Genomic DNA, 12,912 nt, shown 5'->3' on the forward strand with positions numbered 1-12,912 from the left:
CGGGCCCTCGGGATGAACGGGTGGTGCTTCGGGCCTAGGAGACCGTCGCGACGCCGTCCTTGAACGTGATCGAGCCGTTCTGGAAGGTCTGCTTGATGGCGCCGTCCTCGGACTTCTCGTCGCTGGTCGGGTAGCCGAGCTTGCCGCTCTCGTGGCCCTGCTCGCCCCACTTGGTGCCGATCACGCCGTGCACGACGTGCGCGCCGCTGGCCTCGCTCCAGTAGATGGTGCCGCCCTTGAGGGTGAGGAACTTGCCCTTGCCGTCCGGCAGGTCGGCGACCGGTCCGAGCGGACCGCCGAGGTGGCCCTTCTCGTAGCCGTACTGCGCGTACTCGGCGATGATCGGGGCGTCGGTGATGGTGACGGCGGCGCCGTCATCCGCCGCCGGGATGGTGGTCGACGGGACCACGGGTGCCGACTCGGAGGCGCCGGTGGGGGCGCCGGCCTCGGACGTGCTGGCCGCGGCGGCCGTGCTGCTCGTCGAATCGCCCGACGAGTCCTTGGACTGGTTGCAGGCGGTGAGGCTGACCGTCAGTGCGGCGGCGGCGACGACTGCACCGACCGTCCGGGTGGTCTTCGAGTTCATCTTTGCTCCTTCAATAGCGTGGATTGAACGTGAAAATGTAACCACAATGTCGCAATCGTGTCAGCGCGGTCGCACGGTTTGTATCTGATTGACCGTGCCGAAAGGCCCGTCGACGTCGTGAATCGTCGAGGTCGTGAGGCCGCTACCGTCGGTACCGGTCGACACCCGGGTGTTGAAACCCATGCGATTGCCAACAGGGTCCCGGAACAGGTGAGCGGTCAGATCGAGGTTGGGAAAGGCCACCTCGCGGGGGTCCAGACGGCCGGTCATGCCGTTGGCGATGTCGAGCAGGCGGGCGGCGCGGGCCACCGGACCGACCGGCTCGTCGTCGAGCAGGGGTACCGCGCTGTCGATCCAGTACGTGCCGTCGCCCGGGGCGAGCCGCACGCGCCGCGCCCGGGTGGAGGCGATGAAGCCGCCGGGCCAGACCGTGGTCGGGTCCCAGTCCGGCATCTCCTCGGCGGCGGGGATGGGGGCCAGCGTCGAGCCGGCGATGGCCGTCGTATCGCGACGATCGAGGAGCCAGGCGCGCAGCGTGAGGCCGACCCGGCCGCCGTGGCTCAGCCGCGCCTCGACCAATTCGATCGTGCGGCCCGGCCGGATCACCTCGACCGCCACCTCGACGACGTCCATCGGCAGCGTTCCGAGGATGTCGTAGGACAGGCGCGCGAGCCGCAGATCGTCGCCGCGGCGAGCGTCGCGGTCCTGTTCCACCACGTGGGCTAACAGCCCCATCGGGGGAGCGATGTGCTGTTCGGCGGTGTTCCATCCACCGGACACGTGCTCGGTGGGCCGGAACGAGGTGGCGGAGGTTCGCTCGAAGTACGGCATGGCGTGAGCATACGCCCGCCACCTCGGCGTTCCGCCGATCAGGTTAATGAGTAGTAACCGTAATTAGGGTCGTGGAGAGACGCGGACGCCCCGCGTTCGGTGAGAAACGCGGGGCGTCCGGACTGCCGGTCGGTGCTCGGCCGGTCAGTTCTTGACGTCGAACCGATCGGCGTTCGAGACCTTGGTCCACGTGGCGACGAAGTCGTTGACGAACTTCTCCTTGGCGTCGTCGGTGGCGTACACCTCGGCCAGTGCCCGGAGGATGGAGTTGGAGCCGAAGACGAGGTCCACCCGGCTCGCGGTCCACTTCTTCGTCCCCGTGGCGCGGTCGGTGCCCACGTACGAGGAGTCGTCGTCCGATGCCGGTGCCCACTTGGTGGACATGTCCAGCAGGTTGACGAAGAAGTCGTTGGTGAGCGCGCCGGGACGGTCGGTCAGGACGCCCTCGGCCGACTCGCCGAAGTTGTTCCCCACCACGCGCAGGCCGCCGAGCAGCACCGTCATCTCCGGCGCCGTGAGGCCGAGCTGCTCGGCCTTGTCCACCAGCAGGTACTCGGCGGGCAGGGGCGCGCCCTTGGCCACGAAGTTGCGGAAGGCGTCCCACTTCGGTTCGAGCACCGAGAAGGAGTCGATGTCCGTCTGCTCCTGGGAGGCATCCGTGCGGCCCGGGGTGAACGGGACGCTCACCGTGACGCCACCGTCCTTGGCGGCCTTCTCGATACCCGCATTGCCGGCCAGCACGAGGGTGTCCGCGAAGGAGACCTTCTTGCCCGTCTCGGCCGTGAAGGCCTGTGCCACACCCTCGATGGCGTGCACCGCCTGGGCGAGCTCGTCGGGCTCGTTGACCTCCCAGCCGGCCTGCGGCTGCAGCCGCAGGCGACCGCCGTTGGCGCCGCCGCGCTTGTCCGAATCGCGGAACGACGCGAACGCCGCCCAGGCGGTCTTGATCAGGCGCGACGACGACAGGCCCGTCTCCAGGACGCGCTGCTTGATCGCCTCGGCGTCCGCATCGTCGATCAGCGGATGATCCACTGCGGGAACCGGGTCCTGCCACAGCTCGGTGGTCGCCGGAACCAGTGGGCCGACGTACCGGGACACCGGACCCATATCGCGGTGGAGCAGCTTGAACCAGGCCTTGGCGAACTCCTCCGCGAGCTCCTCCGGATGCTCGAGCCAGCGCTTGGTGATCTCGCCGTAGATCGGATCGAACCGCATCGTGAGGTCGGTGGTGAGCATCGACGGGTGCGTCTTGCCGGTGCCGAAGGCGTCGGGCACCGAGTTGGCCCAGCCGTTGTCCTTGGGCTTCCACTGGTGGGCGCCCGCGGGGCTCTTGGTGAGCTCCCACTCGTTGCCGTAGAGGATCTCCAGGAAGCTGTTGTCCCACTTGGTCGGCGTGTGCGTCCAGGTGACCTCGATGCCGCTGGTCACGGCGTCGGGGCCGACACCGGTGCCGTTGCCGCCCTTCCAGCCGAATCCCTGCTGCTCGATCGGAGCGGCCTCGGGCTCGGGGCCGTTCTCGACGGGGCCGGCGCCGTGCGTCTTGCCGAAGGTGTGGCCGCCGACGATGAGCGCCGCCGTCTCCACATCGTTCATCGCCATCCGGCCGAAGGTCTCGCGGATGTCGGTGGCGGCCGCGAGGTAGTCCGGAACTCCCTCGGGGCCTTCGGGGTTGACGTAGATCAGGCCCATCGTGCTGGCGCCCAGGGGCTGTTCCAGATCGCGCTTGCCGGTGTACCGGCCGTCGGTGCCCAGCCATTCGTGCTCGGGACCCCAGTAGACGTCCTGCGGCTCCCACTCATCGGTGCGGCCGAAGGCGAAGCCGGCGGTCTTGAAGCCCATGTCCTCCAGGGCCACGTTGCCGGCGAAGACCAGCAGATCGGCCCACGAGAGCTTGCGGCCGTACTTCTGCTTGATGGGCCACAGGAGGCGGCGCGACTTGTCCAGGCTCACGTTGTCGGGCCAGCTGTTGAGGGGCGCGAAGCGCTGCATGCCGGCTCCGCCGCCGCCGCGCCCGTCCTCGGTGCGGTAGGTCCCGGCCGAGTGCCAGGACATGCGGATGAACAGGGGGCCGTAGTGACCGAAGTCGGCGGGCCACCAGTCCTGCGAGGTGTGCATCACCTGGATGAGATCGGCCTTGAGGGCGTCGACGTCGAGGGTCGCAACCTCCGCCGCGTAGTCGAAGTCGGCACCCATCGGATTGCCCTCGACGGGATTGTGCGCCAGCACGCGGAGATTGATCTCATCGGGCCACCAGTCGCGGTTGTCGCCACCGGCGACGGGCGGACGCAGCGAACCGTGCGCGACGGGGCAGCCGCCGGACTCGGACTGGGGGAAGGGGGTCTGTTCCTCGGACACGACGTTCCTTTCGGTACGGGAGTGTTTTCGGCTGTACAGCAATGCCAGCGAGCCCTCCGATGCGCTCCGCCGATGGCGGCCGAGCGCGGGGCTGAGGAGGTCGCTTGCGATCCACCATACGTCCGTCGACCGACAGAATCCAGCTTTTCTGGAATTATTCAAGATTTCGTAGAAATTCGAGGTAGAGCGGCCTATCGGTCCCGTAGGCAGGGCTTATCGACGGCCCCTGTCGGCGGGTCTGGCGGGCAACTGCCCGGCGCGGTCAGACGCTGATCCGGGCGCCCATCAGCACGGTCCGGTCGCCCGGGAGGTTGAAGTGATCGGCCGCATCGGCGGTGAGGTGCGAGGTGGCGATGAACAGCCGCTTGCGCCACGTGGCCATGCCGGGATCGTCGCCCAGGCGCAGGTCCATCTTCGACAGGAAGTAGGTGGCGTCGCTCAGGTCCAGCAGGCCCTCGGTGTCCTCGACGGTGAGCCGCGCCAGCGCCGTCGGCAGGTCGGGCGATTCGGCGTACCCGTACCGGACGGTGATGTGCGCGATCCCGTCGTAGCGGTCGCCCAGGTGATCGACGGTGATCCGCTCGGCGTCGCCGAGCCGGGGCCGGGTGTCGGTCTCGATCGAGGCGATCACCGTGCAATCGTGGCGAATGTGGTTGCGCTCGACGTTCGCCCGCATCGCGAGCGGCGCGGTATCGGCGCCGCGGTTGAGGAAGACGGCCGTACCGGGAACCCGGTCCACGGGTGGGCGGCGCTTGCGGAGGTCCTGGACGAAGCCGAGCAGCGGACCCTCGAGCGCGGCGCGGCGTGCGGAGACCAGTTCCCGGCCCTGCTGCCAGGTCATCATCACGCAGAAGGCGATGGCGGCGATGGCGAGCGGGAGCCAGGCGCCGTGGGGGATCTTCGTGACATTGGCTGCGAGGAACAGCAGGTCGATCGTGAGCAGGACCGCCGCGGCGGCGGTGAGCAGCCAGCCGGGCACCGACCAGCGGCGGCGTGCGACGTAGAAGAACAGGATGGTGGTGATCGTGATCGTTCCGGTCACGGCCATGCCGAAGGCGTAGGCCAGTGCGGTGGAGCTGCGGAAGGCCAGGATCAGCACGATCACCGACACCATGAGCAGCCAGTTGATCCAGGGCACGTAGATCTGCCCGTAGGTCTTCTCGGAGGTGTGCACGATGCGCAGCCGAGGCAGGTAGCCCAGCTGCGCCGCCTGCGAGGCCACGGAGAAGGCACCCGTGATCACCGCCTGGGAGGCGATCACCGTGGCCGCGGTCGCCAGCAGCACCAGCGGCATGCGCGCCCATTCCGGCGCCAGTAGGAAGAAGGGCGCGGAGATGTTCGCGCGATCCTCGAGGATCAGCGCCCCCTGGCCCATGTAGCTCAGCGCGCAGGCGGGGAACACCAGGAAGATCCAGCCGATCGAGATCGGTTGCCGCCCGAAGTGGCCCATGTCCGCGTAGAGCGCCTCGGCGCCGGTCACCGACAGCACGATCGCAGCCAGTGCGAAGAAGGCGATATCGAAATGGCCGGCCAGGAAGGTGACCGCGTAGACCGGCGAGATCGCCCGCAGGATGCCGGGTTCCTGGCTGATGCCCCAGATTCCGAGGCCGCCGATCACGGTGAACCAGGTGATCATGACGGGCCCGAAGACCCGCCCCACGGACGCGGTGCCGAACCGCTGCGCGAGGAACAGGCAGGTGATGATCACCACCGCGATCGGCACGATCGCCTCTTCGAATCCGGGGTCGACCACCTTCAGTCCCTCGATGGCCGACAGTACGGAGATCGCGGGGGTGATCATGCTGTCGCCGATGAACAGCGCGGCGCCGAAGACGCCGAGTGCGATCAACACGCTCAGGGTCCGGGTGCGCCCGTTCTCCGCCCATCGACGCAGGAGGGCGATCAGCGCCATGATGCCGCCCTCGCCCTGGTTGTCCACGCGCATCGCCAGCAGCACATAGGTGATCGTCACGATGAAGGTGACCGACCAGAAGATGAGCGAGACCACGCCGTACACGTTGTTCGGGTCCGCCGGAACCGGATGTGGATCGCTCGGGCTGAAGATCGTCTGGAGCGTGTACAGCGGACTCGTGCCGATGTCACCGAAGACGATGCCCAGGGCACCGACCACGGTGGCGAGCCGGACGACATTGGCCGGGCGCACGGCGGCAGCGGTCACCGCGTCAGCGTAGGCCCGTTGTTGCGATCGCGCATGCCGAACTCGTCGGCGCGCGTTCAGAACTCCCGCGCGATGGCGTCCAGCAGCACGGCGTGCCGCCCTGACTCCGGATGCGACCCGGGCTTACCGCTGCTCACCACGCCCACGGCGAGATCGCGATCGGGGTCCGCCCACATCGCGATCTCGGTGAGACCGGTGTGGCCGAAGGCGCGGGGCGCGTGGCGACCGAACGGGCCGAAGCGGTCGGAGCCCAGCATGTACCCGGTGCCCCATCGCAGCGGCGCGCCGCCGGTGGCGAAGTCGGGGCGGAGCCGCCGGGCCTGCCGCGTGGCCGCGTCGAGCGTCTCGGGGCGCAGCACCCGCACGCCGTCCAGTTCACCGCCGCGGCGCAGGATCTCCGCGAACCGGGACAGCTCGTGCGCGGTCGAGACGAGGTTCGAGGAGGGCACGATGCCGGTGAGGAACTGCGGTGAGTTCGACATCGGGATGATCTGTTGCATCGTGCCGCCGACCACCTTGCGGAAGGCCGCCTCGATGGCGGGCGGCGCGGGCTTGCCGGTGGCGTAGCTCAGCCCCACGGCGTCGAGGTCCTCCGGCGCCACGCCGAAGTTGGTCCACCGGAATCCGAGCGGGTCCAGGATCTCGGTGGCGGTGATCTCCCGGATGCTGCGCCCGGTGGCGGCGAGCACCAGCTCGCGGACCAGTGGTCCCCAGGTCAGGGCGTGGTAGAAGTGCAGGCGGCCGGGGGAGTACACGGGCTTGATCCCGGCCAGCATCGCCCGCGTGTACTCGCTGTCCTCCGAGCGGCGCAGATCGGGGCGCGGCCCGGTGTTGATGGGAATGCCCGCGCTGTGGGTCAGCACGTGCCGCACCGTGATCCGGTCCTTGCCGTCAGAGGTGAACTCGGGCATGTAGTCGCACACGTGGGCGTCGAGGGCGAGATCACCGCGCTCGATCAGGCGGTGCAGAACCGTGACCGCCACGCCCTTGGCGGTCGAGTACGTGCAGAAGGGCGTTCCGACGGTGACCGGGACCGGCGGCGAGTCGTCGGTGTTCGATTCGAGGTCGGGGCCGTTGCCGCGGGCGTGGCCGATCGCGCGGTCCAGGACCACCCGTCCGCCCTGGCGCACGCACACCTGGATCGCCGGCTGCATGCCCGCCGCGTACCACGACCGGGCGGCGAGCCACACCCGCTCCACCGCACGGGGATCCGCCGCGGAATGGTCCTCGACGCCGATGTCCGTGACCGCGTCCAGATCCCGGGGCACTCGGATGCGTCCCTCGGCCGGTGCTGCCGTGTCGATGCTCACGAATTCACCCTACGGTCGCCGCGGTCCGTCTGCCCGCGGGCACCCGATAGATTGGCGGGCGTGAGCATCAGCACCGTCCTCAAGCTGGCCTACGCGGGCCTCGCGACCGTCGACACGGCGCTGTCGGCCTCGGCGAAACCCTCGCGACACCACGCGCGGCGGTTCACCAAGCCACTGCTCATGCCCGTGCTCGCCGCCTCGCTCGCCACCGATCCGCGGGCGAAGACCTCGCCGCTGCGCAGCAGCACCCTCGCCGGACAGGCCGCCGGATGGGCGGGCGATGTCGCGCTCCTCGGCGACGAGCCGAGGCACTTCGCGCTCGGGGCGAGCTGCTTCGCCACGGGCCACGCCGCGTACGTCTCCGGTCTGCTCCGCCAGCGCGGGCCCGAGGTCTCGCTCGCCCGGCCCGCGGCCGTCGGAGCCCTGTGGGCCGTGGGTGCGCCCCGCACCGTGCTGGGCGCGTACCGCACCGCCCCTGCGCTGGCCCCGGTCCTGGCCGGCTATTCGGCGATGCTGAGCGGCACTGCGGCCGCCGCCACCCTCCTCGATCCGGCGATTCCGGCGGACGCCCGGCGCGCCACGCTCGCGGGGGCGGGGCTCTTCCTGCTCAGCGATTCGATTCTGGGCCTGCGCAAGTTCGTCCTCAGCGAGCCGCCGGCCTGGCTGGAGGGGGCCGTGATGGCCACCTACACCGGGGCGCAGTTCCTCATCGCCGAGGGTGCCGCGCGGGCGGGGCTTGACTCTCACACGGTGTGAGCGTGCACGGTGATGAGGTGACCGACACCCCGGCCCTGATGTCCATCGGCAGGTTCTCCTCGCTGAGCCGGATCAGCGTTCGCATGTTGCGCCACTACGACACCCACGGTGTCCTGGTGCCCGCCGATGTGGACGCGACCACCGGCTACCGGCGGTACGCGGCGGCGCAGCTCGCCGATGCCGCGGCGATCCGCCGGCTCCGCGACGTGGGCTTCGGCGTGTCCGCCATCGGAGCCCTGCTCGCCGTCCGAGGCACCCCCGAGTACGACGCCGCGCTCGCCGCGCAGCGCATCGAACTCGCGGCGGCCGCTGACGAGGCGCTCGGCCGGCTCCGTCTCCTCGACCATCTGCTCTCCGAGAAGGACACCGCCATGACCGACACCGTCACCATCGAGACCGTTCCCGCACAGACCCTCGCCTATCTCCGCGGCACCGTCGCCGATTACGCCGCCGAGGGAACCCTGTGGGAGCGTTTCCTGCCCGCCCTCGCCGAACAGGGCATCGCCGCCGGCCCGGTGGGCGGCTGCATCGAGCACGACGACGAGTTCCGCGAGCACGACGTGGACGAATCCGTCTTCGTCGAGGTCGCCGCGGGCACCGCCGCGCAGGCCCCGATCGGGATCCTCGCCGCCCCGCAGCGCCGTGCCGTGGTGGCGACCGTGACCGGGCCGTACCAGGAGGCCATTCCCCGCGCGCACGACCTGATCGGCGCGTACGTCGCCGAACACGGCCTGACGATGACCCGCGTCGCCGGTGATCCGGCGACGCACCACTTCAACGTCTACCTCGACGATCCGTGCGAGGTGCCGGCCGAGCAGCTGCGCACGAGGGTCTACGTGCCGGTGGGCTGAGGTCCGTCGGTCCCGGGCGCCGGAGCCTCGGTGTCCGGGGCCGTGGGCGCCGCGGTATCCGCCGCCGACTCCGTGCGGGCCTCGTCGATCAGGTCCTCGACCTCCGCGGTCTCCGCTGCGACCAGCGCGTCGGGGCCGGCCTCGTGCGCGCCCTTCGAGCGCTTGGGGATGAAGTGCATGACCAGCACGACGATGCCGCCCACGATCACGCCGAAGACGGCGGACCCCAGGGTGTTGGCGAGCCATCCGGTGACGGCACCGATCGCGGGGATCAGGCCCGCGACCCACACCTCGAGGGAGTGCACGATCGCGTACGGGGTGTGCCAGCCCAGAGTGTCCAGGCCCACCAGCAGGATGTGCCCGCCCACCCAGCACATGGCGACCACACCGACGGTCGCCAGCGTGCTGAGCACGCCCGGCATCGCCTTCACCAGCCCGTAGCCGATCTTGCTGACCGTGGGCGAGGACTTCTTCGACAGGGCCAGGCCCACATCGTCCATCTTGACGATGAGCGCGACCACGCCGTAGACCAGCGCGGTGATCGCGATCGCCACGACCACGAGGATCACCGCGCGCTCCCAGAGCACCTCGCCGGCGACCTCGTTGAGCGCGATCACCATGATCTCGGCGGAGAGGATGAAGTCGGTGCGGACGGCGCCGCTGACCACCTTGTCCTCATCGACCGGGCCGGTGGACGAGGAGGGCGATTCGACGCCGCCGTCACCGTGGCCGCTGACCTTCTCCCAGATCTTCTCGGCGCCCTCGTAGCAGAGGTAGGTGCCGCCGAGCATGAGGATGGGGGTGAGCAGCCCGGGCGCGAACTGGCTGAGGATCAGCGCGGCGGGCAGGATGATCAGCAGCTTGTTGCGGAGCGAGCCGATCGCGATCCGCTTGATGATGCTCAGCTCGCGTTCGGGCTTGATGCCCTGCACGTAGCGCGGGGTGACGGCGGTGTCGTCGACCACGACGCCCACCGCCTTCGCGCTGGCCCGGCCGGCTGCGCCGGCAACGTCGTCCACCGAGGCGGCTGCGAGCCGCGCGAGCGCGGCGATGTCGTCGAGCAGCGCCGCTAGTCCTGCACTCATGGCGTCAGCGTAGCGGCGGTGTCCGACTTGTGCGGATGCGACCGGCGCGATCCGCACCGTGCCGCCGCGGTCCGGACCGTCGAGCATCACCTTCGGCGAGCAGGGCGACCGCCTCGCGGCGCAGTCCCGGGACGCGGCGCCGGCCGCCACGGGGGAGCCCCATGTCCTCCGGCGTGATCCGGGCGCGGCGGGTGGTGAGGAAGCCCTTGATGTCCTGCGCTCTGGCGTCGTTCCCGCTCATGCGATCCAACATAGGTGCGGCGTGCGGGGTGTATCCAGAGGTCGTCAGTCCCCCCGATCGGCGGCCCGGGGCGGACCGGGCAGTGGGGTATCGCACGTTTGACGGAGTGCCGCCACAGGCCGCGCGGCGTAGGGGAGGATAATGGGGGAACCGTTACATGGACACAGACCAAGCGTTCGCAAGAGTCGACCGACCAAGACATTCGGGAGAGAAGCAAAAGCATATGAGTGCGCAGCAGCAGACCATCATCTACACGCTGACCGACGAGGCACCGCTCCTCGCCACGGCAGCGTTCCTGCCGATCATCCGCACGTTCGCCGGCCCCGCCGGGATCGACGTGCAGACCAGCGACATCTCGGTCGCGGCGCGCATTCTGGCGGCATTCCCCGAGCGGTTGACCGAGGAGCAGCGCGTCCCGGACAACCTGGCGGCCCTGGGTGAGCTCACGCTGGACCCGTCGGCGAACATCATCAAGCTGCCGAACATCAGCGCCTCGGTGCCGCAGCTGCTGGCCGCGATCGCGGAGCTGCAGGAGAAGGGCTACGACATCCCGGACCTGCCGTCGGAGCCGAAGACCGACGAGGAGCGCGATATCGCGACGCGCTACTCCACCATCCTCGGCAGTGCCGTGAACCCGGTGCTGCGCCAGGGTAACTCGGACCGTCGCGCGCCGAAGGCGGTCAAGGAGTACGCCCGCAAGCACCCGCACAGCATGGGCGAGTGGTCGATGGCCTCGCGCAGCCATGTGGCGCACATGAAGCACGGCGACTTCTACCACGGAGAGAAGTCCACCACCCTCGATCGCGACCGCGACCTGCGCATGGAGCTGGTCACCGCGGACGGCAAGACCAACGTGCTCAAGGCCAGCGTGAAGCTCGGTGCGGGCGACGTCATGGACTCGATGTTCATGAGCAAGAAGGCCCTCCTCGACTTCTACGAGGAGCAGATGCAGGACGCCTACGAGACCGGCGTGATGTTCTCGCTGCACGTGAAGGCCACGATGATGAAGGTCTCGCACCCCATCGTCTTCGGCCACGCGGTGCGCGTCTTCTACAAGGACGCCTTCGCCAAGCACCACGACCTGTTCGAGGAGCTCGGCGTCAACGTCAACAACGGCCTCGGCGACCTCTACGACAAGATCGCGACCCTCCCGGCTTCGAAGCACGAGGAGATCGTCAAGGATCTGCACGCCTGCCACGAGCACCGCCCGGAGCTGGCGATGGTCGATTCGGCGCGCGGTATCTCGAACTTCCACTCGCCGTCCGACGTGATCGTCGACGCCTCGATGCCCGCCATGATCCGCGCCGGCGGCAAGATGTACGGTGCCGACGGCCGCACCAAGGACACCAAGGCCGTGATGCCGGAGTCCACCTTCGCCCGTATCTACCAGGAGATCATCAACTTCTGTAAGACCAACGGCGCCTTCGACCCCCGCACCATGGGCACCGTCCCCAACGTGGGCCTGATGGCGCAGAAGGCCGAGGAGTACGGCTCGCACGACAAGACCTTCGAGGTCCCCGCGGCGGGCACCGCCAACATCGTGGACAACGCCACCGGCGAGGTGCTGCTCACGCAGCAGGTCGAGGAGGGCGACATCTGGCGCATGTGCACCGTCAAGGACGCCCCGATCCGCGACTGGATCAAGCTGGCCGTCAACCGTGCCCGTAACTCCGGTACGCCCGTGCTGTTCTGGCTGGACCCGTACCGCCCGCACGAGAACGAGCTGATCACCAAGGTCAAGGCGGAGCTGGAGAACTACGACACCGAGGGCCTGGACATCCAGATCATGTCCCAGGTGCGCGCCATGCGGTACACCCTCGAGCGCGCGATGCGCGGCCTCGACACCATCGCCGCCACCGGCAACATCCTGCGCGATTACCTCACCGACCTGTTCCCGATCCTGGAGCTGGGAACCTCGGCCAAGATGCTGTCGATCGTTCCGCTCATGGCGGGTGGCGGCATGTACGAGACCGGTGCCGGCGGTTCGGCGCCCAAGCACGTCAAGCAGCTCGTGGAGGAGAACCACCTGCGCTGGGATTCGCTGGGCGAATTCCTCGCGCTCGCGGTGAGCCTCGAGGAGACGGGCCTCAAGAACGACAACAAGCACGCCGTCACGCTGGCCAAGACGCTCGACTCGGCCACCGGCAAGCTGCTGGAGAACAACAAGGCGCCCTCGCGCAGCACCGGCGAGCTGGACAACCGCGGCAGCCAGTTCTACCTGGCCCTGTACTGGGCGCAGGAGCTGGCCGCGCAGACCGACGACCCCGAGCTGGCGGAGAAGTTCGCGCCGCTCGCGAAGTCGCTCGCCGAGCACGAGGACACGATCGTCGGCGAGCTCGCCGCGGTCCAGGGTGAGCCCGCCGATATCGGCGGCTACTACCAGCCCGACCCGGAGAAGATGGCGAAGGTGATGCGCCCGAGCGCCACCCTCAACGCCGATCTGGCCTCCGTCCAGGACTGATCGCACGCAACCCGCAACGGGCATCGCCGACCTCGGTCGGCGGTGCCCGTTCCGTGTTTCTCCGCGGTCTGGGTGGCGTGCTCGGATCCACGGACAGTCTCGAGGTCGACTTCAACGTGCTTCCGGACAATTCGCCCGGCGTCGCGAACTGCGATGTGAGCCCGAAAGTCGGCGGGAAAGCGTGGGCAGGGACAGGGCCCTGCGGAACCGCGCCGACGGCCGAGGTCGATGTCCCGGGTGCGGGCCGGGCTGGCCGT

General features: G+C 69.1%; 9 protein-coding genes and 1 pseudogene. 3 read left to right on the forward strand and 7 right to left on the reverse strand.

The window, feature by feature from the left end; all coding sequences use genetic code 11:
• Positions 1 to 34: 34 nt before the first annotated feature.
• The 5 genes from ABD108_RS09630 to ABD108_RS09650 all read right to left on the reverse strand — a co-directional run bounded on the left by ABD108_RS09630 (position 35) and on the right by ABD108_RS09650 (position 7,261).
• Positions 35 to 586: an LGFP repeat-containing protein gene (locus ABD108_RS09630; protein ID WP_343930143.1), complete on the reverse strand. Its 552-nt coding sequence runs from the start codon at positions 584 to 586 to the stop codon at positions 35 to 37.
• Positions 587 to 646: 60 nt separating this feature from the next.
• Positions 647 to 1,417: a thioesterase family protein gene (locus ABD108_RS09635; RefSeq protein WP_343930144.1), complete on the reverse strand. Its 771-nt coding sequence runs from the start codon at positions 1,415 to 1,417 to the stop codon at positions 647 to 649.
• A 144-nt stretch (positions 1,418 to 1,561) separates the two neighbouring features.
• On the reverse strand, positions 1,562 to 3,772 hold the full coding sequence (gene katG, locus ABD108_RS09640) for a catalase/peroxidase HPI (protein WP_343930145.1): 2,211 nt from the start codon (positions 3,770 to 3,772) through the stop codon (positions 1,562 to 1,564).
• Positions 3,773 to 4,034: 262 nt separating this feature from the next.
• Positions 4,035 to 5,951 (reverse strand): potassium transporter Kup, encoded by a 1,917-nt coding sequence (locus ABD108_RS09645; protein WP_305110494.1) that lies wholly within the window; start codon positions 5,949 to 5,951, stop codon positions 4,035 to 4,037.
• 56 nt (positions 5,952 to 6,007) lie between these two features.
• Positions 6,008 to 7,261 carry a serine hydrolase gene (locus tag ABD108_RS09650; RefSeq protein ID WP_220658730.1) on the reverse strand — a complete coding sequence of 418 codons (1,254 nt, stop codon included), beginning with the start codon at positions 7,259 to 7,261 and terminating at the stop codon, positions 6,008 to 6,010.
• Positions 7,262 to 7,321: 60 nt separating this feature from the next.
• On the opposite strand from ABD108_RS09650, the gene ABD108_RS09655 reads away from it, so the two are divergent.
• Both ABD108_RS09655 and ABD108_RS09660 read left to right on the forward strand, forming a co-directional pair.
• The gene (locus tag ABD108_RS09655) at positions 7,322 to 8,017 is read left to right on the forward strand and encodes a lysoplasmalogenase (RefSeq protein WP_343930146.1); all 696 of its coding nucleotides are present in this window, start codon (positions 7,322 to 7,324) and stop codon (positions 8,015 to 8,017) included.
• Between the two features lie 17 nt (positions 8,018 to 8,034).
• Positions 8,035 to 8,868 carry a MerR family transcriptional regulator gene (locus ABD108_RS09660; RefSeq protein ID WP_343930147.1) on the forward strand — a complete coding sequence of 278 codons (834 nt, stop codon included), beginning with the start codon at positions 8,035 to 8,037 and terminating at the stop codon, positions 8,866 to 8,868.
• Here the strand turns inward: ABD108_RS09660 and ABD108_RS09665 are convergent.
• Positions 8,850 to 9,953 (reverse strand): DUF808 domain-containing protein, encoded by a 1,104-nt coding sequence (locus ABD108_RS09665; protein WP_255585784.1) that lies wholly within the window; start codon positions 9,951 to 9,953, stop codon positions 8,850 to 8,852. The genes ABD108_RS09660 and ABD108_RS09665 overlap by 19 nt on opposite strands.
• Positions 9,954 to 10,047: 94 nt before the next feature.
• Positions 10,048 to 10,194, reverse strand: a pseudogene (locus ABD108_RS09670) (transcriptional regulator); the annotation flags it as partial.
• Positions 10,195 to 10,417: 223 nt separating this feature from the next.
• Here ABD108_RS09670 and ABD108_RS09675 point away from each other — a divergent pair.
• Positions 10,418 to 12,655, forward strand: a complete 2,238-nt coding sequence (locus tag ABD108_RS09675) for an NADP-dependent isocitrate dehydrogenase (protein ID WP_220658733.1) — start codon at positions 10,418 to 10,420, stop codon at positions 12,653 to 12,655.
• Positions 12,656 to 12,912: the final 257 nt, after the last annotated feature.

This window comes from Tsukamurella strandjordii, from assembly GCF_039525985.1.
Lineage (GTDB): Bacteria > Actinomycetota > Actinomycetes > Mycobacteriales > Mycobacteriaceae > Tsukamurella > Tsukamurella strandjordii.